Raw genomic sequence first — 24,699 nt, 5'->3', positions numbered from 1 at the left:
CAATCTAAGATGAATTTGTAAGTCAAAACTATATTGAGGTGATCAGATGAATTTACAAGAATATGCATCATATGACGGTATTGGATTAGCAGAGTTAGTAAAAACAAAGCAAGTGACACCACAAGAACTTACAAAATTAGCGCTACAAGGTATTGAAAAAATTAACCCTTCGATTAATGCCGTTGTCAGCGTGTTAGAGGAACAGGCTGACAACGCGATTTCTACTTTAAATTTAAATGATAATCAACCATTTGCAGGTGTCCCATTTTTAATTAAAGAAGTTGTACTCCATGCGGAAGGTGTGCCACATAGTATGGGCAGTCGTATTGCAGAAAATGCTGTGATTTCTGTCGATAGTGAATTAATGAAACGTTTTAAAAACGCTGGTTTTGTGTTAAGCGGTACAACCACAACACCCGAGTTCGGCTATAATGCCGCAACGGAAGCTGTCATTTATGGGCCAACACGTAACCCTTGGAATCTAGACCATAGCCCTGGTGGTTCAAGTGGCGGTGCAGCCGCTTCTGTCGCAAGTGGTATCGTCCCAATCGCGCATGGTAATGATGGGGGCGGATCCATTCGTATTCCTGCATCATGCAGTGGTGTCGTTGGCTTAAAGCCTTCACGTGGCCGCGTGCCAATGGGACCTTATAATAGTGAGGCATTAAATGGGCTAGCAATTGAATTTGCGCTGACAAAAACCATTCGTGATACTGCTACATTATTGGACCAAGTAGCTGGGCCAGACTTAGGATGTTATTCGATTATTCAAAGCCCAGAAATGCCTTACAGTAAAGCAATTCAGCACAAGGTACGTCCACTGAAGATTGCCTGGACAACAGAAACAAATTCTGGTGCATTCGTAGATCCGAAATGTATCGAGGCCGTACATAAGGCCGTGAAATTATTAGAAGAGTTAGGGCATGAAGTAGTCGAAGCTCGACCAGTTTACGACCAAGCACCATTTTCACGCGCAACAGTAAATATTTGGACAGCGAATATTTATAAAATGATTATGGGTGCAGCGGAATTAACAGGTAAAACACCTTCACGTGATAATATTGAAGCTGCCATTTGGCAATGCTATGAATATGGCAAAAACTTAAAAGCTAGCGCACTTTTAGATGCCATTAATACGAATGCACTTGTATCACGTCAAGTAGCGACATTCTTTGAAGATTATGATGTGCTTTTAAGCCCAACAATCGGTACATTACCAGCGAAAATTGGTGAGCTAAATGCGGATAATCCAAATATCTCGGCGACTGAATGGACAGAGCAAATTTTCACATACGCGCCGTTTACCAATTTGTTTAACGCAACAGGTCAACCGTCGTTATCATTGCCACTTGCGATGAGTGCATCAGGCTTACCAATCGGGCTGCAATTTACAGGTCGCTTCGCAGATGAGCTAACCCTTCTACAGCTCGGAAAACAATTAGAAGAATCTGCTCCGTGGAAAGATCGTAAACCACCCGTTCATGTGAGTGCAGAAGTTGCGGAAATTGCGACAACATAAAAAAAGTAGGTGCAAGTTTTTTTCTTGTACCTACTTTTTACTAGTCTCGGCCATGTACGACATTCCATTACAACTTGAACTAACCTCATTTACTTATCGTACGGTTATTATTTCAACACCTTTTGCTGTTAAAGCACTTTGCCATTCTGCATCGAGTTTAGCATTCGTAAATAATAGATCGATATCATCAAAACTCCCACTTTTATAAAACTTCATTAAGTTGAATTTAGATTCATCTACCAGCATGACAACTTGTCTTGCATTTTTCTTTAAGCGGTTAAATATTTGAGCATCCTCAATATAAGTGCATGTTAATTCCTTTTCTAATGAGATTCCATCACAAGAAGCAAATAATTTATTAACCGTAAAATGATCAAGTAAGTTTAACGTCATATCACCAGACAACGCTAATGAATTTGTATTTAACATTCCACCAGCTACTATAAGTTTGCAATCAAATGACTCATACTGCTCTTTTAGTTCAATAATTTTATTAGCAGCAGGTATGGAGTTTGTCAAAATGGTGAGGTTTTTTTTGTCATAAAGATAGTCCAATATTTGCAGCGTAGTTGTTCCAACTTCAATGGCAATAATATCATTATCCTCTACCAATTTACTTGCTGCCATGGCTATACTACGTTTTTTATCAATGTTTTCATTGCGACGTTTATTAAAAAATAATTCCACGGTATGATCATTTTTCTTAAGAGCTCCACCATGTATTTTCGTTAACTTGCCTTCTTTATGCAACAAATCTAAATCTCTTCGGATGGTTTCTGTCGTAACATTTAACACTTTTGCTAAATCATTGACCATCACACGATTGTATTGATCTAGCTCATCGAGTATGTATTTTCTTCGCTCAAATTGTGTATAAGATTTCATCATAACACCTCTTTGTATTCCACAAATATATTTTAACCTTCAAGAACAATTACTAAAATATAACTTTTATACCAACCTACTTTTCAGAAACAGACTTCAGTATTGATCCTTAGTTATATTGTAATTAAGTTACTAAGCAAATGGAAGTTCTCCTATTAACACTTAACTTTTTAAACATTTCATTTACATTTCAAAAGGTATATATTTCTTTAAGTGATGTCTGAGAAAAGTTGATATTATTCAATTCGAACTAACTCAATCAAATTTTTTATAAGTTACTTCAACACCTTCGTCGATAAATAATTGATTTGCAACATCTACATAACTCATCGTATTGCGTACCCAATAATACGACTCATCTATTTTAAATAGTGGCACTGACAACTGATGCTCAAATGAAATGATCAATTGTATATCCTTTTCAATCGTAAATCTTGTTCCAAATCCATCTGCTAATTCATATCGCCCCGTAATATCATCTTTATTTGTGAGCGGCAAAATTACTACATGTTTTAGTGCTTCAACTGCATGATGTTTACCCATTAAGCAATCCATAATTTCTTGTTCATATTGCGGAAAAACTTCTTGATTCGTCGCTAACACAATTACTTCTTCCGTTAATATATTAATAAAGGCTTGTGCTGAGCAACCACTCCATCCACCTGTATGTCCAACCCACTCATCTTGAATGATAAACCCATAACTATAATGCTTAGCAACTTCTGTTGGTGTTAGCATAAATTGCACAACCTCTTTGCTAATGTACTGACCTTGCCATAGCCCTTTTAAAAACTTCGCTACTTCTGTCACTGTTGCATAAATACCACCATCACCAAACACATCATTATACTTTTCAGTTTTGCACAAATACGGGTCATCAACGACCTTTATATATTGCTGCTTCTCATAATTATACGTTTGACCTTGCGCTTCGTATTGCTTTGAAGGTTGTGTTGTCATGTAGGTAAGATTTAATGGTTCTGCAATATTTTGTTGTAAACAGGTTTCATACGATACACCGCTCACTTCCTCAATAATTTTCGCAAGCAAAACATAATTTGTATTACTATAACACCAATGCTCATTTGGCTCGAATTGTGGCAGCATCACTTCGTTAAATGTTTCAATACTTATTGTTAAATCTTCTGTAATATATTCCGGGATGCCAGATGTGTGTGTAAGTAACTGTGCAACTGTCACCTCTGGAAAATGCGGTACGTTAAAACAATTTGTAATTTTATCTTCTAATTGCAATTGTCCTTTTTCAATTAGCTGGAACGTCATTACGGCTGTAATCATTTTACTTAATGATGCGAGATTAAATTGTGTATTTTCTGTAATAAGATGCTGCTTTGTGATTTCTTGAAAACCATGATAATACTCCTTTATTTGCCCATTTGTTTCATGATACACAGCGCCATTAAACTCAATATTTTTAAGTAAATCCTTCATTTATTAACCCCCCCTAAATATTTTAGATACCTAACACATTAAGCATGAAGAAATTATTATAATTCCTTCATCGCAATCTGCTTTAATTTATTAACAATGCGTTCTAATTCATCAACCTCTTTTGATGAAAGTTTGCTGTAAATTTTATCTGCAATTTGTTGTTCTACAAAATCTTGCTTTGAAAAATACTCCATTCCCTTTTCATCTAACGTTATAAATACTTCGCGTCGATTTTGTGGATTAATCTCTCGCTTAATATATTGATTCTTTTCTAATTTCGCAATCAATTGGCTAACTGCACTAGAACTAATATTCATTTCATTCGCAACTTCACCGACCGTAATGCGTTCTGCTAAGTACACAATATCTAATACAACCGCTTGTTGTGTTGTAATGCCACTATTTAAATATTGCTTATAATGTTTAAAGATCAGACGGTTTATTGAATATTCAGCCTCATTAATACGCTTAACTTGTTCATATAAAGACAAAAAATCACTCCTGATGCGTTAGATATCTAACATATTAGCGAGTGTATGATAAAACGTCAATCTTTATTATTGCTTACAAAAAGAGCCGTATAAAAATACGACTCTTTCAATCTTTGAATTTATATTCCTTATCTTTTCTGGCTTACGTCTTAATGGCTAAATTTCGCTAGGACTGGGATATGTTTTGTTAGTTTCTTATATATATTGAAAACTACTTGTACTATAGGCTCCAATTTTTTTGAGAGCTGCATAACAATCATACTTGCTCCTAAAGAAAGAAGAGCGCCGCCAATCACGTCTGCTGGATAATGGACTCCAACGAAAATACGCGAAATACCGACAATGATAGCCCATACTAATACAGGATACTTCCACGAGTCTTTTCGTAGCAACAACGTACAAGCTACCGAAAAGACTAATACCGCATGATCACTTACAAATGACGAGTCAGTATTATGAGGTACTAGTTGATGAACATGATGCGTCACGAATGGGCGTGAATGATAATAGACAGAGTGAAGGATTGCGTTTAGGGCCAATCCTAGTAAACAGGTAAAGACAATGTATATAGCTGTATATTGTTTTTCTACTCTTTTGTCCTTGTTTCCAGTAAACCACAAAAATAACATGAATACGATTACGACATAAGGAACGCTATTAGTGATGAAAATCATCCCTTTATCTAGAAAAGGATAACGACCTGCTATATCATTAATCCATTGAAATACTTCATAATTCATTAATGTTTATCTCCTTGCTTTATATTTGGATGTCGCATTTGGCCTCCAAGTCATTCTGAAAATCATCTAACATAATTTAAAAGATACAAATTGAATACCTTATTGCATTCATAATTGACGTCATCATTCGCCTCTTAGTTCCCTTAATTTCTTTCACTACAAAATAAAATCATTAAACAGAAAATATTATTGTAAGCTAGCAAAAATTAGTATAAAGGTGATAAAATATTCTAATAAAGGGGGCTACAAATATGGGGAAATTAAGCAAAAGAAACATACTGTGGATTGTACCAATCGGTATTTTAGGGGTATTTTGGTATTTTTATGGTCCGCAAAAAGAAATTACAGATAATGAATATATTACATACGTTAAAAACTATTCATTTGAAAATAGTAGTAAAACTATAGAATCGGGCTTTACAAATGCTTGTGAAAATCCACATTGGGTGTATTTTGAAACACAAAAAGGACAGGACGTTGTAGAATTTAAAGGAGATTGTCCAGTCAATAATAAAACTGCAAAAGTGAATGTTCAATTTTTAGTTGACCGTGACATGACAAAAGTGAGATACGGTGCCATGCTGGTCGATAATAAAATGCAAGAGGAAGCAGATCGAGACAAATACCTTCTAGCACTAATAGGCAAATAAAAGATGAAGCTCTCGTTTAAAATTAAAACGAGAGCTTCTTTAGATTGGAGGTGAATGCACACAACATTCCTGCCGAACCATTTTTGAAAGAATTAAGAATCTATTTTTTTGGTTCATCACCATAACGTGTGGTTGATTTCCGTTCCGACTGGGCGCTTTCCAGGGGGCGTCCGATGAGCCGCTTCACTCGCGTTGCTCGCTCCAGGGTCTCATCTGTGACGCTAATCCCCTAGGAGTCGCCCAGCCTCCACTCCAATCAACCAATATACAGTGCATATATTTTTAAAAATGTCATCCACAACTTTTGGTGATGAGCCATTTTTTTATCGTTTAATATCTTGCTTACATAATAAAAGTGGAAGCACTACCTCAAACACTGCGCCTTTCTCAAGATGGTTATACGCTCTTACTGTGCCTTTATGCTCTGTCATAATTTTCTCTACGATGGCTAGCCCTAATCCTAATCCTGCTGTATTTTTATTCCTCGATTTCTCTGCGCGGTACAACGGCTCAAAAATATAAGGTAAATCTTCCTCAGCGATGCCATCACCACTATCAGTAATACAAACTTTCACCATATCTATTTCACGAACTACTTGGAGCTCTATTATGCCGCCTATTGGTGTATACCGAATGGCATTGCTGATTATATTTTCAAATGATCGATGTAATAAAAGGGAATCTCCATATACGATCACTTGTCCATTGAACGTATGATTTACTGTAATACCCTTATTCTGTATATCTAAATACCTATCTTCTAAAATACTAGTAAATAACTCTGTTAAGTTTATCTCCTCTATCTTACGAACGGAAATAGACTCTAATATGTTCGTATATTGGCTTAAATTCGTCACTAGCTTTTCTAGTAACTCTGATTTATTGATGCAAATATGTAAATAACGCTGTAACTTTTCAGGTGTATTTGCTACTCCATTGTAAATGCCCTCTAAATATCCTCGTAACGAAAAAATAGGTGTTCGTAAATCATGCACAATGGCTGAGACGAAAAATTGCCGTTCTTTCTCGATACTTGTCCGTTGTTTCCTTAACCGTGCTAACTCTTCTGCCATTCCTTTAAAGCTTGTTAAAACACTGTTCATTTCTTGAATGGAAGACTGTTCGATCGAGACTCGAAATTCTTCTTGCGCTATTAAACGTGTTGCTTTATCTAAATTCGATAGCGGTTTTAAAATATTATGTTGAATAAAAAGAGACATTATAATGATAATGATAGAGACAATTATACTAATACATAGCATGTCCCCCCATTCATCAAACCAACTAGTTTCTGACAATGATGGATTGGTCATATCCCTTACTTTTAAAGTACCAATAGGCTCTTCTTTATTATACATTTCAACTTGTTGAACCTCATAATTGGAATATTGATAAGATAACTCTCCATCTATTCGATTAATAGGATACTCTCCTACTAACTCTATGTTCGAAAAAAGAGTATTTCCTTGAGATGAAGAAAGAGAAATTTGCATATTTTTCTCTTTTGCCAACTGGAGAACATGTTGCTGCCATGATTCCTCTTCCCACTTATCATATCCAGCTACAATGACATCTTCTATCCATGTAATTCCATTTAAATCATCTCTAACCTTTTTCTCCATTTGATTAGATTCATAATTCGTTATAATTATTTTCGTAACGCCAATTGGAATAACAAAAATAGCTAGTAAAAAAATACAAATGAAATATTTTAATTTCCATTGTTTTCTTTTCATGCCGCTCTACCTTGCTTAAATTTGTATCCTGTAGCCCACACGGTTTCAATCGTTACACCGCAATTAAATGCATCTAGCTTCTCTCTAATTTTTGCAATATATACCCGGACAGTATGAAAGTCATAATGCTCCATTCCCCATACTTGTTCTAAAATCTGCTCATATGTACGTACTTTATTAGCATTTTCAGCTAAGTATTTCAAAATTTTATACTCAGTTGTCGTGAAAATAAGTTGCTGATTTCTATAAGATATACTCTGTGCTTCCACGTCAATTTGAAAATCTCCAAATATTAAACTTCTTTGTTGACTAAAAGAATAGGGCTTCATACATCTTCGCTCTACCGCTTTCACCCTCGCAACAATTTCACTAGGAGTTGCTGATTTAACAATATAATCATCCCCACCCAATGTAAATCCTCTTATTTTATCCGTATCTGTCTCTTTTGCACTTAAAAAAAGGATTGGCACATCAGAATGCATGCGTAATTTTTTACAAAAAGAAAAACCATCCTCCCCTTGCATCATTACATCTAATAATATGCAGTCCACTCTATTGTTAGCAAATAACTCTGTTGCACATTTTACATCCGTTGCTTGTAACACTTGATAACCTTCTAAAGATAAGAAATCTGTCATTAACTCTATAATTTCTTCCTCGTCATCTACAATCATAATTGTTTCAAATCGTTCCATTTTATCACTCCTGATACTAATTTTTATCAATTATACCAGCTTTAAGGATCATCACCATAGCATGTGGCTGATTTCCGTTCCGACGGGGCTCTTTCCTGGAGCGTCCGATGAGCCACGCCTTCTAATTAGTTTAGGGTGATAAAAATGATTACTCAACACACCCGACATATTTTGATACTATTTTTATACTTCCTTGAGATTGTATTGATAACTAATAGCTAAACTAGAAATATAGGAGGGGTTAATAATGGAAATATTAAATGTAAAAAATATAACTAAGGTATATGGTCAGGAACAAAATAAAACGTTTGCATTAAACAATATCAATTTAACAGTACAGAAAGGCGAGTTTATTTCTATAATGGGAACGAGTGGATCTGGTAAGTCAACCTTATTGAATGTAATTTCAGGGCTAGATGTTCCTTCTAGTGGCGAAGTTTATATAAAAGGAAAACAGCTTAGTTCTTTATCGGATAAAGAACTGACAAATTTCAGAAGACATCATATTGGATTTATTTTTCAATTTTTTAATTTAATTCCTGTTTTATCGACTTTAGAAAATGTAACATTGCCAGCAATTTTAGCAGGGAAAAACCCTGAGATTGTAGAAAAAAAAGCCCAAGATTTATTGAAGCTTGTTGGTATCGGTCATCTATCTCATTCAAAACCAAGTGAAATGTCTGGAGGGCAACAACAACGTGTATCTATTGCGAGGGCATTATTGAATGAACCAGAATTTATTTTAGCTGACGAACCAACCGGAAGCCTTGATTCGAAAACATCGAAAGAGATTCTTTGTATCTTGAAAAATTTTTGTGAGCATATGAACCATACATTAATTATGGTTACACATGATGCACATGTTGCTTCTTATGCACATCGTGTACTATTTATGCATGATGGTAAAATTGTAGATGAACTATCTTTAAGTACTTGTGAACATGACAGGCAAAAAAATATTTTTGATATTATTTCGCGAATAGAGGGCTTAAAACAATGAAGGTACTATTTAAAATAGCTCTTAACTCTTTAGCGGTACGTAAAAACCGGACTATCTTTGCAATTATTGGTATCTCTATGGGCATAGTTCTGTTAGTCTCTTCTCAAATTTTAATTACTAGCGTTGAGGAATCTCATAGCGATTCTATACGTGAACAGTACGGTGATTATGACTTAGTTGTAGGTTATCAAAATTCTAACCAGTTCCTGTCAACTCAAGATATTGAACAGATAAAGAACATTAACCATATTATGGACACCTCCCCATTTCTGTATCCCTACTTAAGTAAAGAAGTAGAGATGCAACTATCTGATTATCCAAGTTATGTAGGATTTAAAGATGAAAAGTTAGCTTACGAATATCCCCTCATTAAAATAGCCGAAGGGAACTTTCCGAAAGAAAAAGAAGTGCTAATTCCAGCATCTTTCGCAAAAAGTAAGCAGTTAGAAGTGGGGTCATATATCGAATGGCCGTTCCCACCAAACAGAACTCAGAAAATTAAGATTTCAGGAATTCTAGATACAGATCAGCGTCTAAACCATGTCGCCGTCTTTCAGTATAATTGGTTACAAGGTATTACAAATAACAATAATAATACTACCGCTTTACTAATTAAATTAGACAGTCCTACTAACAAAGATGATGTAGTAAAGGCGATAAAAGAAAAATTTCCAGATACTTTTATCGATAAACGCAAAGAACTTGATAAAGAACGTGAAAATATCGGAGGATTAAAACCGATTATTCAAGGGCTTAGTATCGCTGTATTCATTGCAAGTGGACTAATTGTCATTAGCACTCTTCAAATGTCTATTCAAGAAAAACAACACGAGCTAGCAACGCTACGTCTAGTAGCTATTGATCGTAAACAAATCTTTCTACTTATATTAATAGAAGGATGTATAATTGGAGTATTTTCACTTCTATTAGGATTGATGGCGGGGATTATATCCTCCATGCTATTACTTGAATTAGTTGGTCATCTAATGGGATTAGCTGCTACAGACGTAACACTATCGTTACCTTGGATAAATATTATTTTAGGGATTACAGCTGCTTTCCTTATTCTAATTATTTCTTCTTGCGTACCTGCATATCAAGCTACTAAGTTATCTCCATTAGTTGCCTATCATCAATCAACGTCTGTCCATCAAGCTCCAACAAAGAAACGAGCTATAATTTCATCCATCTTAAGCTTGAGTACTATTAGTTTATTCTTGGCCAATTACTTATACTTTGAAGAAAAAATACTCTATGTAATGATCGCACTATTATTATTCTGTAGTTTGTTTATCAGCATTCCTCTCATCTTTATTATTTCAACTTCTTTCTATAATTGTTTACCTAAACAATTATATTCGCCAGAATGGATGCTTGCTTCTCGTAATACACTGCGTCAAATGAGAAGAAATAGTCAAATTGCTAGTATTTTAATAGTGGGCATACACGTATTAATCATTGGAAATATTATACTTAATTCATTAAAGGAAGGAGAAGAAACCTTTCTAAAAGAACAATATCCATTTGATTTAAGTATTATTTCTCTTAATCCAACTGAAGAAAATGGTTTTTCACCAAAACTTTTTTCACAATTACAGCAGATAAAAGAATTAGAGAATATATACTTTACTAATTTAGTGCTATTATCCACACTGAATTTACCTATCCATGCGTCAGGAGGTAATCCTGAATTACTTGTTAATGAAGAAAAACAAGCTATGCTGGGCATTCAAGGAATTAGTTTTCCAATAATAAATGAGCAAGGGACAGTAAAAGTTGTTGATGGAACTATTAATGAAGAAGATTTAGGACAAAACGGAGTTATTTTAAATGAAAAAACTAGTAAACAATTAGGATATCAGATTGGCGATGAAATAGAGATAGGTCAATTTGATGATGTAATAAGTGGTAAAAAATATGAAGCAAAGACTTTTATTTTAAAAGGTATTATCAAAGATGAAAAACTTGATTATACACTACTGACAACTGCCGATATTATGTCACAACAATTCGGTATAAACTCTCTCTATAAAATTCAAATTAATATAAATAATCCGGAGAAAAGTTCAGAAATTAAAGCTAACATAAATAAACTTCTAAATGATTCTGCCTATTCTACTACTATCTTATACGATCAAAAACAAGAATTAGATAAAATCGAAAAACAATCCAAACAACGCTTATTGATTTTATCTGTTACAGTTTTCTTGATTATTATAATGGCAGGTATAGGATTAATGAATAATACTGCTAGTAGTATCCGAGAAAGAATATCAGAATTGGCAATGCTTCGCGCACTAGGAAGCTCTAAAGGCCAATTGATGCGGATCTTATTATTAGAAGGTTCTTTCATTACTAGTCTTGTTGGCATTATTTCTACCCTTACCGCCACGCTTATAGGTTGTATGTTTATATTAGCTTTAGGATCTCCAGTTACTAGTATTCCGATTAAGTTAATTATAAGTCTAATAGTAGCTAGCCCACTGCTCGGTCTATTATCTGTATTTACGCCTGCTCTATGGATAACTAGACAAAACATTACACAAATGTTAACAAAGTAAACAGCTCGACTTGATCACCAGTATCTCTAAAGGCTAAATTGAGGAATTATCCTACGTCTCACAAGAAATTTACTATCTACTTAATCAAACCGTTGCGCACAATGCTGTCAAATTGACCAATTATCAAGTTGGTAAAAAACACTATTATGATTATGTAATTCCACTAACTGCCTTTTAATAAAGGGGTACAGCCACATTGCAATCAAGCAAAGAAAAAAATTTGTATCCGTAAAACGAAAAAAACGCTATTCTTTTTGCAGAAATACACAAAAAGGATAGCGTTACTCATTCTATTTTGCAATGCTGCAATCATCACATCTTTTGACATGTCTAGGTCTTCCTCATTAGCTGTTTAGTTTTCCAGTACAATTTGTTGTTTCCGATAGTATTCTCTCCCGAATACGCATCTTCAACGTTAATTACTGCTCATAATAATAATCTATCTAATTTTCACTGCTTTCCAAATTGTCCATCTGTCTTTTTCAACAATATTGCTTTCTTTTGAAATTGATTTATCTAAATAATTCACCAATGCATGTAATTCTTCATCGTTTATTTCATGTAAAATGCTTCTTCCTGTTCTTTCTCGTAAATCTTGGAATAATTGCTCCTTCTGTTCATAGACATTTCTTATTTCCCATAACTTTACCTCTTTAATCTCGCTAAATCCAATTTCCTTTAGCATTGCAACCACTAACTCACTATTATATCTGCGATTAATTTCTTGTTCCATTAATTTAGGAAATTGTTCAAAGAAAAAGCCTCTAATGTGGGAATCATCACCTTTTAAAAGACAGTCTTCTGGTGTTCGGTCTTGTATAATGTAAACCCCTTTATCCTCCAATATTCTATATGCCTCTTGAAAACAAGTTTTTAAATCTTGGATATGGTGTATTAAAGCTCGTTCCAGTACTAATTGAAAGCTGTCATCGTCCAAGCCTGTATCCAATGCATTCCCTTGCTTAAACGTTACGTTATGATAGTCTTTACAATTTTCTTTTGCCCCTACAAGCATAGCCTCCGAAAAATCCACGCCGATCACAGAAGGGACCCCCATATCGGCTAATGCTTTTGAATAAATCCCCCCACCACAGCCAATATCAGCGGCCTTAGAAATATTCATGACCGGGACAAGTTCTTTCATTAATTCCACCCATGAGCGGTCAGCATGTCGAGTTGTGTAAGAAGTTTGATTACCCTTGTTATGAAAATCAATGCCCATCTTCATCACTCTTTTCTTTATGGATATTTTTGTTATCTTTATTTTACATCTATCACAGAACATAAGTAAAATTAATGTTAATTATAGTTTTCCATAAGTTATTCTTATGGATATAAAATCTTCTCTATTAATTTTAGTTTTCGTATGCATAAAAAGCTGCAATTAGGTGTTTTCCAAAACATTTCCCCTTCCGAGACATAAACAACCGTATTAAATGTGAATATTTACCACTAAAATCACCCTTTACACAAGAGTAACTTATGGTGTAAAATTACACTATAAGTTACTTAAAAGGAGTTTTTAAAATGGAGAAAAACAAGAAAGTCACTATATTAAACAGCGTATTAGTTGGAACTATCATATTAAATCTTTTTATCTTTACATCAACTATGCGCTTTTCCCCTTGGTTTATTGAAGATGCATGGGGATATTTAGGAGTATTCCTTACAGCGCCAATGTTAATAGGTATTTATTTCATCCTAAGTCATTATCAAAAGCTACAATTAGTCTCAAACATCAATAAAGTAATTCCATTATTTGTCGCAGTAACATCATTGATTATTGTATTTATGCCGACAAATGACTTTTTAAATATTGTTGCACTTGTCATTAACGTAGCTATGGTATTTTTAGCAGCTGTTTCCCTATTCAACCAAAAAGAAAAGGCGATTTAAAAAACACAAAATAACCAGGTACTCATTAATAAAGTGAGTCCTGGTTTTTGCTTTAATGTATTAAATTGAACGGTTGGTAGCTTTTTGGATTACCCGAACAATAAAATAGCTACCCCTATAATTACACAAACAATTCCACTTAAAAATTGTCCAATTCCGGATGCCTGTCCCATTAAAAACAGATTAAAAATATTTTTGCTTTTTTGAGACTTTCCAAACAAAGCATCATCTGTTTTCATTCTATAAAATCCCCAAGCAGTTAAAACAATCCCAAAAACAATAAAAATACTTACTAAACCTAACATATTAAATAATCTCCTTATTTGTCATTTTCATCAAAAATAAACACTTCTTCTATCGATTGATTAAAAATCGATGCAATTTTATAGGCAAGTAATACAGAAGGATTATACTTCTGATTCTCAAGTGAAATAATCGTCCTTGAAGATACGCTTACACGATCAGCCAATTCTTGTTGAGTTAAATTATGCTGTTTTCTTAAATCACGTACTCTATTCTCCATGTTCGCCCTCCTTTAAAGGACTCGTTCATAGAAAAATTTCGTTACAGTATTGAAGATGAAAAGAGCGATTATTAATAGTAAAAGAACCGCTTTTACAGATAATACAATAAAATTACTCAAAAATAGCAACACTATTATTAATGACGTTATACACTGCATAGTTATATTTGAAGCATGACCATCAATAAGAGCATCTCTTTCATCATACTCTTTCGATAAATCGTCCTCATTTTCTGATTTTCTTGAATAGATTGTAATCGATACAATCAAAATAATAATTCCCGTAATGAAAAGATAGATTGCTGTCATTTTGTCTGCCGGATCCATCAAAAGACTAATAACACCTAACATTATCGCAAGGAAAGATGTTAATAATCTTTGAAATAACTTTCGTTTCAATACAATACTCCCTTCCGAAATATGAAGTTTACTTCATGTGAAGTTTATTTCATATTACATACTTCTCAAAACGCAGTCAAGTTAAATATTTGCCAAATAATGAATATTTTATTTAAATTACTAATGAATTTACTAATTTTACTATGTAACATGTTTATCACCGGACGTCAAAAGGAGAAAATAATGCTGAGTTTTTTATCATTTCGAATAAAAATTAGAATAAGTACAGAAACAAAAAAATACCAAATACTCAAATAAAATCGAGTACCTGGTATTCAATATTAGCTACTTTACAAAAAGCTAATATTCTCAACAAAAAACTCATGCAATTAATTGTTTTTTGCATGAGTTCATCTTATTTATTTTATTATTCTTTCATATTTACAGCAGAATCTACGGACTGGATAATGTTTAGCTCAAGTATTCGAATTTCCTTATTTAACTTAGCAATTGCAGCTTCTATTTGTTCAAAACGCTCCAATTGACGCCTGCTGACGTTATGCGTTGGCATTGCTTCTTTTAACGCTGCCTGCCCTGCATATAGAATTTCTAGTAAATCCAACTTTTCAAAATAAGCTGTGCTATATTGTATTTCCATACTTACAAAACCCCTTACATATTACTTTTTCATCACTAATAAGATTTTTATATTCTTACTAGTACTTTAACCGAAAAAAGTAAGGGCAAAACTGTATCTAATTTACTGTTTATTTTCCAATTAACGGTGTTTACAGATGATATTTTCATAGATTAATAGGCTTTTTATCGCGGAAAGTCTCTTTCTGATCTCTTTGTAAAATTGAATAGACAAAAGTATCGTGCGCTTGGCCATTTTGATACATATAATCTCTCAAAATCCCTTCCTGTTGAAATCCAATTTTAGTTAGTAATTTATTTGAGGCTTCATTTTCTATAAAGACAACAGCCCCTATACGAGTCAGCCCCATTTGTTCAAAGCCATAAGATACTATTTCGGTAACCGCTTCAAAAGTATATCCTTTTCTCCAATAATCAGGATGTATTTCATAACCGATTTCTGCTCGTTTATGGATCGGTGACCAAACGTTAAAACCAATTGTCCCGATAATATCCTTCGTTTCTTTTCTTTCAATTCCCCATCTTATTCCTCTTTTTTCAGCAAAGCTCTTTGAAAAGTATTTCACTAGTTTTTCTGCTTGCTGTAGTTCTACGAATGGCTCTTGTCCATAATAGCGAGTGACTTCTTCATTAGAAAAACACTTAAAAACGCTCTCTGCATCATCCTGTGTTAGCTCTCTTAAAATAAGTCTTTCTGTCTCTAAATTAGGAAACATTCAGATCTCCCCCTTTCTTTCTATTTCTCTTTATTTCCTTTAAAATCCTTTAAAAAATAAGAAAAGAGCACATCCAATTGAATGATGCCCTTATTAGTTTTATCCAAAAATTTGAGCGGCAATGGCGAATAGTGTATTATTTCTTGCTGGCATTTTTTCAGCACGAAGGATCATAACTGGAGGTGTATTTGCCTCTGTAAAGCCACTTTGCTCTAAAAATTTTGTAAATTCAGCATGACCAGATGGTACATCAATTCTTAATTTTCCATGATGGACTTTTGTTAAAGTATCAAATATATCGGTAGCCGTTTCTGAATCTGGCGCTACAATTGGACCTAAAATTAGATTGATAGGCCCTGCAATAGACATGCCAAAGCCTATAATATTTGCCTGATGATCTTTCACAACAATACAACGCTTAGATTGTTTTATCCTGTTCCTTAGAAAATTGCTTCTTTTTTCACCAAAGGCTACTTCATCCAGACGAACAATGGCAGCAAAGTCCACCTCTTGAAAATCTTCTACTGACCACTCGTGAGAAACAAAGTTTTTTTCCCCGCTATAATTATCTGCAATATATTTATGAACATAATCTACAGTGGTAAAGCCCATTTTCTTATACAACGGTTCGCCCTCTTTCGTTGCAACGAGCATAATTGCTGTATGCTCTGAAACACTGTCAATACATTTTTGAGTAGCTAATTTCCCTAGACCGAAACCTCTATAATTTTCATGCACAATGACCATACCAATTGAAACTAAATTACTATCATAAGCAATAATAGCAGCACTTGAAACGATTTTCCCCTCAGCATTTCTGTGACCAAATATTTTACCCGACAACATAACCGTTCTAATTTCTAGTTCATCGTAATCCCACCCGACAGAGTCAGATAGAGCAATTAACCCTGGAATATCTTTTGCATCGAATAACACTAACTTTAATTGCTTATATGTAGTCATTCTTCCCCCCCACAATTAAGAACATTTGTTTCCATTCTATATGTATTCACTATTATGCACAAGTCTAATTTTTCAAAAATTTTGACTCATTACCGAAAATTGAGGATGCATTTTGTTATAACATATGTCATTTGATTGAAGTGGAGACTGGGCGACTCCTTGGGGGATTAGTGTCACAGATGGGATCCTGAAGCGAGCATTGCGAGTGAAGCGGCTCATCGAAATGTGAATCAACCACACGTTATGATAGTAACTAACGTAATTGGAAACCAAGGAATATATTATTAATGATTGGAATTATTTCTATCCTAAGCAAAAATGCTATATACTAGTAGCTAGACTATGCACTCCTACTTTAAGCATATTTAGGTGATTGAAAATGACATCTTATGAACGAATACTTATAATGGTCCCGCCGTTTCCCTAGCTACGTCTACTCTTTTTTGAAGAAGTAGATTTTGCTTGTAGGAGGGCAATAAGTTGAAAAAATATACAGCACCATCTTTACTTTTAATGATTGTTCTTGTAGCTTTTCCACAGATTAGCGAGACAATCTATTCACCATCTCTACCTGATATTTCAGATGCCTTGAATGCTTCAAATAGCTCTGTACAGTTAACCTTAAGTATTTATTTTATAGGGTTTGCTATTGGTGTCTTTTGTTGGGGATGGATTTCTGATTTAAGCGGACGAAGACCAGCAATGTTGGCCGGTTTAATTTTTTATGGTATTGGTAGTTTCATGTGTTTTTACGCGGAAACGATAACATTTCTATTAGTTAGTAGATTTATACAAGCTTTTGGAGCTGCGACAGGCTCTATTATCACACAAACCATTTTGCGAGAAAGTGTATCTAGCAGTAAAAGAAATGCGATGTTTGCTCAAATTTCTGCAGTCATTGCCTTTACTCCTGCAGTGGGACCGCTTATTGGTGGCTGGGTCGATCAAGCACTTGGTTTTAGAGCTGTTTTCTTTGTGCTCGTTGCGATGAGTATTTTGTTGTTTATTTATACTTATTTCAGACTTCCTGAAACAACAGATAAATCAACGAGAAGAAGAATCGCTATTTTCCCAGTAGTGAAACGCATTATTTCATCTCCAAGAGTTCTTGTTTTTGGATTGCTCATTGGAGGGATAAATGGTGTATTATTCAGTTACTATGCTGAAGCACCTTTTATCTTTATTGACCACTTCAAATTATCGCCAGGACTTTATGGATTTCTCGGCATCATTGTAGCACTTGCATCTATTATCGGTGCTATGATTTCCAAAAGATTAGTAAACAATTATCAGCCAGAAAAAGTAATTCATCTCGGCATTTTTATCATGACGGTCGGTGCTCTATTACTACTAATCGTTAGTACTTTACCACTCCCTAATATCGTCTCAATAATAGGCATTTTAGTGACTATGTTTATTACGTTATTAGGATCAGGAATTGCACTACCAAACTGTTTAAGCCTTGCACTTGTCAATTTTCAAGATGTTATAGGAACAGCTGGCGCGATTTTCAGCTTAGGCTATTATTTACTCGTTAGCCTTATAACGTCTGGGATGAGTTTCCTGCATAATGGTTCGTTGATAACTATGCCACTATATTTCTTCATCTTAACGATTATTATGTTGATATTCGGAAGAAAGTTTATTGTTTAACTTATTGTAGCGGGAATAAACATATTCAATAACTCTTCTTTTTCATGCCACCCTTTATATCTATTCGGGTGGCTTCTTCTTACTGAAAATAGTAATTGACTGCCTCGTCCGCCGAAGTTAAAACGACATTATTTTTAGTTTTATAAATAAACTTTGGTGAAGTACAGGCTTCTTCAAGACTTTTTGCTTGTTTCAGCGTATCGGTCATTTGCTCGATTATCTCAGAATAGCCATCAAGATTATTAGATATTTTTGTCATATTCGAATCCGAAATGTCTAACACAATGGAAACTTGATCCTCCGCATAATTATTTAAATTAATGAAAAAGCACTCCTCTAGATTTTTCGAAGACTTATCAACATTAATAACAGCTTCATTATAATTGGCAATCAGTCCTGTAGATGTCACTGTTATTGTAAAACCTTGTTCTGTTAATTTTTTATTTATGCTATCAAGAAATGTATTGACTTCAGCATCTAATTTTGGCGTTACCGTATTTTGTATTAATGTATCGCAGTTTTGATAAATAGTATCAATTTCTGCCTGCTTTTCAACGAGTAATTTAAAATTTGACATCGAGTACACATTAAATCTCCCCTTTTCTATAAGTTTGACATTCGGGAGTTTTTTTAGTCATCTTTAAGCCATATATTTTCATTACCCAATCTAATTTAGGAGCGATATACATGCATATTAGAAATTCCATTAAGGCTTTAATAATAGAAGAAGATAAAATTTTACTGACAAAAAATGAATACACCGAAGACTACTTTTATCTTTGTCCTGGAGGTGGGCAAGAGCATGGAGAAACTTTTCACGCTGCTTTGATAAGAGAATGTATCGAAGAGATTGGCTGTTCGGTTGATATCGGAGAGCTACTTTTTATTCGTGAATATATTGGAAAAAACCATGAGCATGCTTCTTTCGATTTTAATGCTCATCAAGTAGAATTTTATTTTGTTTGTCGGCTAGCACAAGGGAAAGAAACGAACTTTCAGCCAACAAATCCTGATAGTCATCAAATCGGATTAGAATGGGTATCGATTGAAGACTTATCAAGCTATCAACTTTACCCGAAAGAATTAATAAAGTATATTCAGCAGTATAATAACAGTCAAGTAACTCCCATCTATTTAGGAGATATAAATTAATATGTGGCAAAAGGCTGTCGCGGTAAAATATTGGACAGCCTTTCAAAACTTAAACTAGATGTTTTACCATTGTGAAATAGCTACTTCCCGGAGGATAATCTTTTATTTCTCCAACAACCTGATAACCTCGAGCTTCATAAAACGTGCGTGCTTGAAAGTCATATGTAGTTAATAGTGCCTTTGTTGCCCCCATTTGCTTAGCTGTTTCTTCAGCCTTCGCTAGTAGCTGTCCACCAATGCCTTTTCCACGATATTCTTTACAAAACCAAAACTTATTGATTTCCACCCATCCCCAATAAACCTCAGCAGTAATACCGCCAATCCATTGCTGTTGAAGATCGGTTACGATTAAATTCAACGGAAGAATAGTACCCTTTTGTCTACTTTCTTTATGATACGCTGAATGTTCATCGTTGTACTCTCTAATCTTTGTATTTAAAAACGTAGTAAAGTCATCGTGATTTTCTAACAAAATCTCTACTTGATAATCCATATGTTTCCCCTTTCCATATGTATCTCTATGCTTTATAACGCTCCATTAGCTTTTCCTGATGAGCTGTGAAAATTTCTTCGAGTGAAATATCATATTTATTAGCTATCACAATAATATTCCCTAAAACATCTCCAAGCTCCTCTACTAATTCTTGCTTATTTTCTTCATAGGATTGAATCTTTTCATCTGGTCGATCCCTACCAATTTCCAATGCTCGTATAGCTCTTGCTACTTCCCCTGTTTCTTCAGCAAGAAAGCCTATGCGCGTAAATATACTTAAATCAGACCATCCACGTGTATCGTAGTAATCTTTCACGAATTTTTGAAACTCATTTAATTCCATTTCTATTTCCTCCATTTCTTTCCTCTTAAAATTAAATTATACTATAAAAGTGAAAAGTGAATCGGTAAGTTTTTTTAATCCCGCTTATTGTTCACTAACCGTAATTGAGGAAAAAACTTATCAGATATGGAGGAACGATTATGAATAGTATTGCAGTATTTTGCGGATCAAGCATCGGTGCTTCTGAGGCATATAAAGAAGGAGCTATTCTTCTAGGAAAAGAATTAGCAAAACGTAATATTACCTTAATTTATGGAGGAGCTAGTGTCGGTGTAATGGGAACAGTTGCAGACACAGTTCTTCGTGAAGGTGGCAAAGTGATTGGAGTTATCCCTACTTTGTTAGAGGAACGAGAAATTTCTCATAAGCATTTAACAGAGCTAATTGTCGTTAATTCAATGCATGAACGTAAAAGCAAAATGATGGAACTAGCTGACGGCTTTATCGCTTTACCGGGTGGACCTGGTACGTTAGAAGAATTTTTCGAAGTATTCACATGGAATCAAATCGGCCTTCTGCAAAAACCTTGTGGTATTTTAAATATCAATCATTATTACGATTTACTTATTGGATTATTTGACCATATGCAAAACGAACAATTTTTACAAGCCCAATATCGAGAAGCACTACTTGTAGATAAAGACGTTGCAGCGCTTTTGGATAAATGTGCAGCGTATGTTCCTCCTGCAGTTAAAACATATCAAACAACTAAATAAGGTATTACAAAAAGGCCAGTATTCAACATATGGAATAACTGGCCTTCCCTATTATCTCATGGAATTAATTATTTTTACCATGCCATCAACAGTAATAGTGTCAGCACTGACTTTATCTACAGTAAAAGTGTACTGAAAATCATTTTTAACGATATTAAAATGCACAAAATCTGAGCGTTTATAATAGACCATTTCATTTCCATCTGGTAATTTCACTGTCTTCGCGTCTTTAGGAAATGAACGTTCATACACATTGTCGACTATATTTAGCGTATAATGTGTACGGCCAGCATTCTCCACTAAATAATAGATTGATAATTGTGGAACATGTTTAGGATCAAATGACCCAAAAACATGAGTAAAAGCAATTGGTGGAAGTCGTGTTGGTAAAGCTATGTCACGCTTAAGAAACGCTTCACATTCTTGAATCGCCTCATTAACCTCTGTATATTCTCCACCCTCTAAATAGATCTTTCCTAAATCAGTAGTAATTGCCTCTACATGATGGATTTGAATACATAGAATTAATAAAAGACTTACGCTAATTTTCTTCAATAAATTTTATTGCCTCCTGATTTCGTTTTCTTTTTAATATCTCCTAAATCAGAAGGAATATGAATTTTAGTCTTTTCATGTCTTTTGCTAGGTTTTTGATTAACCATTTTTATCCACTCTAATTAGAAGTCTCTGATTTCCGCTACGGGCTACTCGCTTTCCCGCAGGAGTCGAGTAGCCCTACGCTACAATCAGTAAAAATGGAAATCCATTGGCATTACAGCAACGAAAAATCCTTCTATCGCTCAATAATAAACCCGTTTTTTTCCTAATCATCATGCCTGGTCTTTTGCAAAACTACTAAAATATCTTGAATTTCAATTAAATTATCCATGATGTAATCCGCTTCAACACTTTGCCATCCATCATTTCTTTTCCAAATAGCCACCATCCCTACTTTTTTAGCAGCTTCCACATCATTGAAAGGATGATCCCCTATGTACATACTTTCGTTAGCTGATACCTCTAATTTGGATAGTGCTCGATGAAATATTTCAGCATTTGGCTTTTTGATGCCTTCCCATTCAGAAATAAGAATCACGTCAAAATCATCTTCAATGCCTAAAGCTCGTATATTATCTAGTTGAAATTGTCCATATCCATTCGTTATCATACCCTGTTTTAAGCCTTGCTTTTTCAAATTGTGTAACATGCTATGCAAGTTTTTAAATGGAACACAATGATGTTTAAATTGTTGTAAATAATCCTCTAACAACGCTTCCTGAGAAAGCTCAATAGTAAATTCTTCGATTAATTGCTGGTAGACTTTATCTTTCCAAACATACCCATGATCGTCCAGCTCAATAAAGCGTTGAACAAAGTTCTCTTTTAAAATATGTGACAGATGTGGCATTAATCGCTCATACTGCTGGTTAATGAATACACGAACAGATTGATCACGATCTAATAATGTTCCATCTAAATCAAATATTACCGCTTTAATCAAAGTTATTTATCTCCTTTCCCTACACTTCTTTACGTTTTTTCACTGCTATTGCAGTAATTATGACCGTTATTATCTTTACCACAAAAATTAATAGGTAAATACTAAAGGATATGATTGCTGGTAATAGCACTAACCACCAAGACCATGCAATAACACCTGTAAGCTTTAACACTACCAAGACAATTGTTAATACTTCAGCGACTCCCATGTTCACACCACCTGTCAATTATAAAGTCTCTACAATGCATGCCTGACATTCATCATGCCCCAGACTTTATGGTGAAGTCTGTACTTAAATTAGAATGCTTAAACTTTTTTGTTATACAACTATTAAAGCACCAATCATGCAATATGTCTTTTCATCAACTCATCTTTTTTTCTTTTTAACTTTTTTTCTAAAATAATGAACTTTTTCAAATGGTAAATCGTCTAATTATTGGTAACAACTAATTTTGAAACCAAAAGGAGAAATAAATATGAGAAAACCGATTAAAAAAACTTGGATGCTTGCATCTGCATTAACAATAGGAATGGCTGTTTTGACACCACTTCAAGCAGGAGCTGAAGAAGTAAAAACAACAGATAGTAGTATTACTGTTAAACTTGAACAAAAAATTACAGGAACTATTCAATACCTCAATGGCGATGGAATGAACCTAAAAGGAATCGATGGAAAAAATTACTATGTTAATTTCTATAAATTTTCTCCAGAACAAATCGAAAAAATGAACTTAGTAGAAGGACAGGAAATTTCTGTAGAAGGTAGCGTTGTAGAAAGTTATTCAGATTTCTACACATTCGAAGTTTATAAAAGAGATTTGCCTAAAGAGGTAACAAAAGAAGATTTAACAAAATTAGAAAAAATGTTTAATGAAATCAAGAAGCTAGAAAAAGAAGTGTCAGCTGAGTTAGATAAAAACGCAACAGATGAAGTGATCGATAAAAAATATGAGGAAATGAATAAAGTTTACGAAGAAATGCATAAAATTACGAAGCCATATTATTTAGCTATTTGGCAACCTCAAACTTATGAAGAATATATGCAAGACTTCGGATTTAAAGAGAAAAATATCGTTATTAAAGAAAACGATAATACACAGCTTAAAGCTATTTATACAGAATGGGTGAAGCTTGAAAAAAGTGGAGATGAAGAAAAAGCTAGCGATAAATTGGAAGAATTCTATAAAACCCTTCAACCATATTTAGATGAACTATATCCACCACTAACTTTTGAAGAGTTAATAAAAGAATTGGAATTAGATATCCCTGCTGAAACTTTAGCCAAACTAAAGCCTATTTATGAAAATGCTCTAAAAGCAGATAAAGAGGAAGATGTGGAGTTGTCTGATAAGCTATGGCAGGAATTCCATAAAATTATTAGCGAGTTCATCAAGCCAGTAACGTTTGAAGAATACATTTCTGACTACGAGTTTAAAATCAGTGAAGAGGATAAAAAGCAATTAAAACCGCTTTATGAAGAAGCCGTAGCTCTTGATAAAAAAGAGGAAACTGAAAAAGCTCAAGAAAAATGGGACGAATTTTTCAAAATTTTAGACCCATATTTTATAGCAAATAAAGAAACTCTAATCTCTGCTTCTAAATTAACAATAAACGGCCAAGAATATCTTCCTCAATAAGTAAAAAATTCAGGGGTGTCTCAAAAGTCATTAAATGATTTTTGGGATTATCCCCTTTTTTTTCTTAAAATTGATTTTGATTTCACTTTGAGGTGAAACAGAAAACGGAGCAATTTTATTATGAGCAATAATTTCTGGTGGTGAGATTTTATCAACACATTCAGTACCTACAAATTTTTTCCAACAATATGAACCTTGTACTGTTGGTATCGCTTTACCTTCTGACAATACCTTAGGCTTTGGTGGCCCCGCATTAAGTAGCATAATAATCCATATAAATGCGATAATAAATAAAATACTTATTATTTTCATCCTAGACTTCCCAAATTGAATCCCCCCTAACCAAGCATTCATAATATTGCTAATACAATTTCGCTGTCA

General features: G+C 34.1%; 29 protein-coding genes. 9 read left to right on the top strand and 20 right to left on the bottom strand.

Annotated elements, in window-relative coordinates; all coding sequences use genetic code 11:
- Positions 1-46 precede the first annotated feature (46 nt).
- Entirely contained in the window at positions 47-1,519 is a 1,473-nt protein-coding gene (locus tag QRN68_RS07990) for an amidase (RefSeq protein ID WP_285396245.1), read from the top strand.
- Positions 1,520-1,612: 93 nt separating this feature from the next.
- On the opposite strand, the gene QRN68_RS07985 is transcribed toward QRN68_RS07990, so the two are convergent.
- The 4 genes from QRN68_RS07985 to QRN68_RS07970 all read right to left on the bottom strand — a co-directional run bounded on the left by QRN68_RS07985 (position 1,613) and on the right by QRN68_RS07970 (position 5,087).
- Positions 1,613-2,404 (bottom strand): DeoR/GlpR family DNA-binding transcription regulator, encoded by a 792-nt coding sequence (locus QRN68_RS07985; RefSeq protein WP_285396244.1) that lies wholly within the window; start codon positions 2,402-2,404, stop codon positions 1,613-1,615.
- A gap of 255 nt (positions 2,405-2,659) precedes the next feature.
- Positions 2,660-3,856, bottom strand: a complete 1,197-nt coding sequence (locus tag QRN68_RS07980) for a serine hydrolase domain-containing protein (RefSeq protein ID WP_285396243.1) — start codon at positions 3,854-3,856, stop codon at positions 2,660-2,662.
- 56 nt (positions 3,857-3,912) lie between these two features.
- Positions 3,913-4,347 carry a MarR family winged helix-turn-helix transcriptional regulator gene (locus QRN68_RS07975; protein WP_285396242.1) on the bottom strand — a complete coding sequence of 145 codons (435 nt, stop codon included), beginning with the start codon at positions 4,345-4,347 and terminating at the stop codon, positions 3,913-3,915.
- Positions 4,348-4,496: 149 nt separating this feature from the next.
- Positions 4,497-5,087 (bottom strand): undecaprenyl-diphosphatase, encoded by a 591-nt coding sequence (locus QRN68_RS07970; RefSeq protein WP_285396241.1) that lies wholly within the window; start codon positions 5,085-5,087, stop codon positions 4,497-4,499.
- A 251-nt stretch (positions 5,088-5,338) separates the two neighbouring features.
- Here QRN68_RS07970 and QRN68_RS07965 point away from each other — a divergent pair, with 251 nt between their 5' ends.
- A complete protein-coding gene (locus tag QRN68_RS07965) occupies positions 5,339-5,737 on the top strand; it encodes a glucosamine 6-phosphate synthetase (protein ID WP_285396240.1) in 399 nt (132 codons plus the stop codon).
- A gap of 323 nt (positions 5,738-6,060) precedes the next feature.
- Here QRN68_RS07965 and QRN68_RS07960 read toward each other — a convergent pair whose 3' ends face one another.
- Both QRN68_RS07960 and QRN68_RS07955 read right to left on the bottom strand, forming a co-directional pair.
- On the bottom strand, positions 6,061-7,473 hold the full coding sequence (locus tag QRN68_RS07960; RefSeq protein WP_285396239.1) for a sensor histidine kinase: 1,413 nt from the start codon (positions 7,471-7,473) through the stop codon (positions 6,061-6,063).
- A complete protein-coding gene (locus tag QRN68_RS07955) occupies positions 7,470-8,168 on the bottom strand; it encodes a response regulator transcription factor (RefSeq protein ID WP_285396238.1) in 699 nt (232 codons plus the stop codon). Before QRN68_RS07955 ends, QRN68_RS07960 begins: the two co-directional genes overlap by 4 nt.
- Positions 8,169-8,415: 247 nt before the next feature.
- On the opposite strand from QRN68_RS07955, the gene QRN68_RS07950 reads away from it, so the two are divergent.
- Together QRN68_RS07950 and QRN68_RS07945 are read left to right on the top strand one after the other, a co-directional pair.
- Entirely contained in the window at positions 8,416-9,168 is a 753-nt protein-coding gene (locus QRN68_RS07950; protein WP_285396237.1) for an ABC transporter ATP-binding protein, read from the top strand.
- Positions 9,165-11,729 (top strand): FtsX-like permease family protein, encoded by a 2,565-nt coding sequence (locus tag QRN68_RS07945; RefSeq protein ID WP_285396236.1) that lies wholly within the window; start codon positions 9,165-9,167, stop codon positions 11,727-11,729. Before QRN68_RS07950 ends, QRN68_RS07945 begins: the two co-directional genes overlap by 4 nt.
- 439 nt (positions 11,730-12,168) lie before the next feature.
- On the opposite strand, the gene QRN68_RS07940 is transcribed toward QRN68_RS07945, so the two are convergent.
- A complete protein-coding gene (locus tag QRN68_RS07940; protein ID WP_285396235.1) occupies positions 12,169-12,951 on the bottom strand; it encodes a class I SAM-dependent methyltransferase in 783 nt (260 codons plus the stop codon).
- 305 nt (positions 12,952-13,256) lie between these two features.
- On the opposite strand from QRN68_RS07940, the gene QRN68_RS07935 reads away from it, so the two are divergent.
- Positions 13,257-13,625, top strand: coding sequence for a hypothetical protein (locus QRN68_RS07935; RefSeq protein WP_285396234.1), 369 nt, complete (start codon positions 13,257-13,259; stop codon positions 13,623-13,625).
- 89 nt (positions 13,626-13,714) lie between these two features.
- Here QRN68_RS07935 and QRN68_RS07930 read toward each other — a convergent pair whose 3' ends face one another.
- The 6 genes from QRN68_RS07930 to QRN68_RS07905 form a co-directional block, all read right to left on the bottom strand.
- A complete protein-coding gene (locus QRN68_RS07930) occupies positions 13,715-13,930 on the bottom strand; it encodes a hypothetical protein (RefSeq protein ID WP_285396233.1) in 216 nt (71 codons plus the stop codon).
- 14 nt (positions 13,931-13,944) lie between these two features.
- Positions 13,945-14,148, bottom strand: a complete 204-nt coding sequence (locus QRN68_RS07925) for a helix-turn-helix transcriptional regulator (protein ID WP_068985171.1) — start codon at positions 14,146-14,148, stop codon at positions 13,945-13,947.
- Positions 14,149-14,160: 12 nt separating this feature from the next.
- On the bottom strand, positions 14,161-14,547 hold the full coding sequence (locus QRN68_RS07920) for a DUF2178 domain-containing protein (RefSeq protein ID WP_285396232.1): 387 nt from the start codon (positions 14,545-14,547) through the stop codon (positions 14,161-14,163).
- A 367-nt stretch (positions 14,548-14,914) separates the two neighbouring features.
- Positions 14,915-15,145, bottom strand: coding sequence for a hypothetical protein (locus tag QRN68_RS07915; protein WP_285396231.1), 231 nt, complete (start codon positions 15,143-15,145; stop codon positions 14,915-14,917).
- A 145-nt stretch (positions 15,146-15,290) separates the two neighbouring features.
- Positions 15,291-15,860, bottom strand: a complete 570-nt coding sequence (locus QRN68_RS07910; protein ID WP_285396230.1) for a GNAT family N-acetyltransferase — start codon at positions 15,858-15,860, stop codon at positions 15,291-15,293.
- A gap of 99 nt (positions 15,861-15,959) precedes the next feature.
- The gene (locus QRN68_RS07905) at positions 15,960-16,823 is read right to left on the bottom strand and encodes a GNAT family N-acetyltransferase (protein ID WP_285396229.1); all 864 of its coding nucleotides are present in this window, start codon (positions 16,821-16,823) and stop codon (positions 15,960-15,962) included.
- Positions 16,824-17,303: 480 nt separating this feature from the next.
- On the opposite strand from QRN68_RS07905, the gene QRN68_RS07900 reads away from it, so the two are divergent.
- Positions 17,304-18,476 carry a multidrug effflux MFS transporter gene (locus QRN68_RS07900; RefSeq protein ID WP_285396228.1) on the top strand — a complete coding sequence of 391 codons (1,173 nt, stop codon included), beginning with the start codon at positions 17,304-17,306 and terminating at the stop codon, positions 18,474-18,476.
- A gap of 79 nt (positions 18,477-18,555) precedes the next feature.
- Here the strand turns inward: QRN68_RS07900 and QRN68_RS07895 are convergent, their stop codons facing one another.
- On the bottom strand, positions 18,556-19,053 hold the full coding sequence (locus QRN68_RS07895; protein WP_285396227.1) for a hypothetical protein: 498 nt from the start codon (positions 19,051-19,053) through the stop codon (positions 18,556-18,558).
- A 110-nt stretch (positions 19,054-19,163) separates the two neighbouring features.
- Between QRN68_RS07895 and QRN68_RS07890 the strand changes: the two genes are divergently transcribed.
- Positions 19,164-19,628, top strand: coding sequence for an NUDIX domain-containing protein (locus QRN68_RS07890; RefSeq protein ID WP_285396226.1), 465 nt, complete (start codon positions 19,164-19,166; stop codon positions 19,626-19,628).
- A gap of 49 nt (positions 19,629-19,677) precedes the next feature.
- Here QRN68_RS07890 and QRN68_RS07885 read toward each other — a convergent pair whose 3' ends face one another.
- Together QRN68_RS07885 and QRN68_RS07880 are read right to left on the bottom strand one after the other, a co-directional pair.
- A complete protein-coding gene (locus QRN68_RS07885; RefSeq protein ID WP_285396225.1) occupies positions 19,678-20,121 on the bottom strand; it encodes a GNAT family N-acetyltransferase in 444 nt (147 codons plus the stop codon).
- Positions 20,122-20,146: 25 nt separating this feature from the next.
- The gene (locus tag QRN68_RS07880; RefSeq protein WP_285396224.1) at positions 20,147-20,464 is read right to left on the bottom strand and encodes a MazG nucleotide pyrophosphohydrolase domain-containing protein; all 318 of its coding nucleotides are present in this window, start codon (positions 20,462-20,464) and stop codon (positions 20,147-20,149) included.
- A 140-nt stretch (positions 20,465-20,604) separates the two neighbouring features.
- Between QRN68_RS07880 and QRN68_RS07875 the strand changes: the two genes are divergently transcribed.
- Positions 20,605-21,180 carry an LOG family protein gene (locus QRN68_RS07875; protein ID WP_285396223.1) on the top strand — a complete coding sequence of 192 codons (576 nt, stop codon included), beginning with the start codon at positions 20,605-20,607 and terminating at the stop codon, positions 21,178-21,180.
- 51 nt (positions 21,181-21,231) lie between these two features.
- Here the strand turns inward: QRN68_RS07875 and QRN68_RS07870 are convergent, their stop codons facing one another.
- The 3 genes from QRN68_RS07870 to QRN68_RS07860 all read right to left on the bottom strand — a co-directional run bounded on the left by QRN68_RS07870 (position 21,232) and on the right by QRN68_RS07860 (position 22,889).
- Positions 21,232-21,735: a hypothetical protein gene (locus QRN68_RS07870; protein WP_285396222.1), complete on the bottom strand. Its 504-nt coding sequence runs from the start codon at positions 21,733-21,735 to the stop codon at positions 21,232-21,234.
- A gap of 268 nt (positions 21,736-22,003) precedes the next feature.
- On the bottom strand, positions 22,004-22,681 hold the full coding sequence (locus tag QRN68_RS07865) for an HAD family hydrolase (RefSeq protein WP_285396221.1): 678 nt from the start codon (positions 22,679-22,681) through the stop codon (positions 22,004-22,006).
- Between the two features lie 19 nt (positions 22,682-22,700).
- Positions 22,701-22,889, bottom strand: coding sequence for a transmembrane Fragile-X-F protein (locus QRN68_RS07860; protein ID WP_285396220.1), 189 nt, complete (start codon positions 22,887-22,889; stop codon positions 22,701-22,703).
- Between the two features lie 244 nt (positions 22,890-23,133).
- Between QRN68_RS07860 and QRN68_RS07855 the strand changes: the two genes are divergently transcribed.
- A complete protein-coding gene (locus QRN68_RS07855; protein WP_285396219.1) occupies positions 23,134-24,318 on the top strand; it encodes a hypothetical protein in 1,185 nt (394 codons plus the stop codon).
- A gap of 30 nt (positions 24,319-24,348) precedes the next feature.
- On the opposite strand, the gene QRN68_RS07850 is transcribed toward QRN68_RS07855, so the two are convergent.
- Entirely contained in the window at positions 24,349-24,672 is a 324-nt protein-coding gene (locus tag QRN68_RS07850) for a hypothetical protein (protein ID WP_285396218.1), read from the bottom strand.
- Positions 24,673-24,699 lie beyond the last annotated feature (27 nt).

This window comes from Lysinibacillus sp. fls2-241-R2A-57 (genome assembly GCF_030209535.1).
Taxonomy (GTDB): domain Bacteria; phylum Bacillota; class Bacilli; order Bacillales_A; family Planococcaceae; genus Lysinibacillus.
This window is presented reverse-complemented; position numbering and strand designations above follow the sequence as displayed.

Coding starts and splice junctions, on each gene's coding strand:
- QRN68_RS07915 (WP_285396231.1), bottom strand. CDS start 15,145: ATGGAAATACAATATAGCACAGCTTATTTTGAAAAGTTGGATTTACTA.
- QRN68_RS07955 (WP_285396238.1), bottom strand. CDS start 8,168: ATGGAACGATTTGAAACAATTATGATTGTAGATGACGAGGAAGAAATT.
- QRN68_RS07860 (WP_285396220.1), bottom strand. CDS start 22,889: ATGGGAGTCGCTGAAGTATTAACAATTGTCTTGGTAGTGTTAAAGCTT.
- QRN68_RS07950 (WP_285396237.1), top strand. CDS start 8,416: ATGGAAATATTAAATGTAAAAAATATAACTAAGGTATATGGTCAGGAA.
- QRN68_RS07885 (WP_285396225.1), bottom strand. CDS start 20,121: ATGGATTATCAAGTAGAGATTTTGTTAGAAAATCACGATGACTTTACT.
- QRN68_RS07985 (WP_285396244.1), bottom strand. CDS start 2,404: ATGAAATCTTATACACAATTTGAGCGAAGAAAATACATACTCGATGAG.
- QRN68_RS07910 (WP_285396230.1), bottom strand. CDS start 15,860: ATGTTTCCTAATTTAGAGACAGAAAGACTTATTTTAAGAGAGCTAACA.
- QRN68_RS07960 (WP_285396239.1), bottom strand. CDS start 7,473: ATGAAAAGAAAACAATGGAAATTAAAATATTTCATTTGTATTTTTTTA.
- QRN68_RS07945 (WP_285396236.1), top strand. CDS start 9,165: ATGAAGGTACTATTTAAAATAGCTCTTAACTCTTTAGCGGTACGTAAA.
- QRN68_RS07940 (WP_285396235.1), bottom strand. CDS start 12,951: ATGGGCATTGATTTTCATAACAAGGGTAATCAAACTTCTTACACAACT.
- QRN68_RS07970 (WP_285396241.1), bottom strand. CDS start 5,087: ATGAATTATGAAGTATTTCAATGGATTAATGATATAGCAGGTCGTTAT.
- QRN68_RS07990 (WP_285396245.1), top strand. CDS start 47: ATGAATTTACAAGAATATGCATCATATGACGGTATTGGATTAGCAGAG.
- QRN68_RS07895 (WP_285396227.1), bottom strand. CDS start 19,053: ATGTCAAATTTTAAATTACTCGTTGAAAAGCAGGCAGAAATTGATACT.
- QRN68_RS07875 (WP_285396223.1), top strand. CDS start 20,605: ATGAATAGTATTGCAGTATTTTGCGGATCAAGCATCGGTGCTTCTGAG.
- QRN68_RS07905 (WP_285396229.1), bottom strand. CDS start 16,823: ATGACTACATATAAGCAATTAAAGTTAGTGTTATTCGATGCAAAAGAT.
- QRN68_RS07850 (WP_285396218.1), bottom strand. CDS start 24,672: ATGAATGCTTGGTTAGGGGGGATTCAATTTGGGAAGTCTAGGATGAAA.
- QRN68_RS07965 (WP_285396240.1), top strand. CDS start 5,339: ATGGGGAAATTAAGCAAAAGAAACATACTGTGGATTGTACCAATCGGT.
- QRN68_RS07935 (WP_285396234.1), top strand. CDS start 13,257: ATGGAGAAAAACAAGAAAGTCACTATATTAAACAGCGTATTAGTTGGA.
- QRN68_RS07925 (WP_068985171.1), bottom strand. CDS start 14,148: ATGGAGAATAGAGTACGTGATTTAAGAAAACAGCATAATTTAACTCAA.
- QRN68_RS07880 (WP_285396224.1), bottom strand. CDS start 20,464: ATGGAATTAAATGAGTTTCAAAAATTCGTGAAAGATTACTACGATACA.
- QRN68_RS07930 (WP_285396233.1), bottom strand. CDS start 13,930: ATGTTAGGTTTAGTAAGTATTTTTATTGTTTTTGGGATTGTTTTAACT.
- QRN68_RS07890 (WP_285396226.1), top strand. CDS start 19,164: ATGCATATTAGAAATTCCATTAAGGCTTTAATAATAGAAGAAGATAAA.
- QRN68_RS07980 (WP_285396243.1), bottom strand. CDS start 3,856: ATGAAGGATTTACTTAAAAATATTGAGTTTAATGGCGCTGTGTATCAT.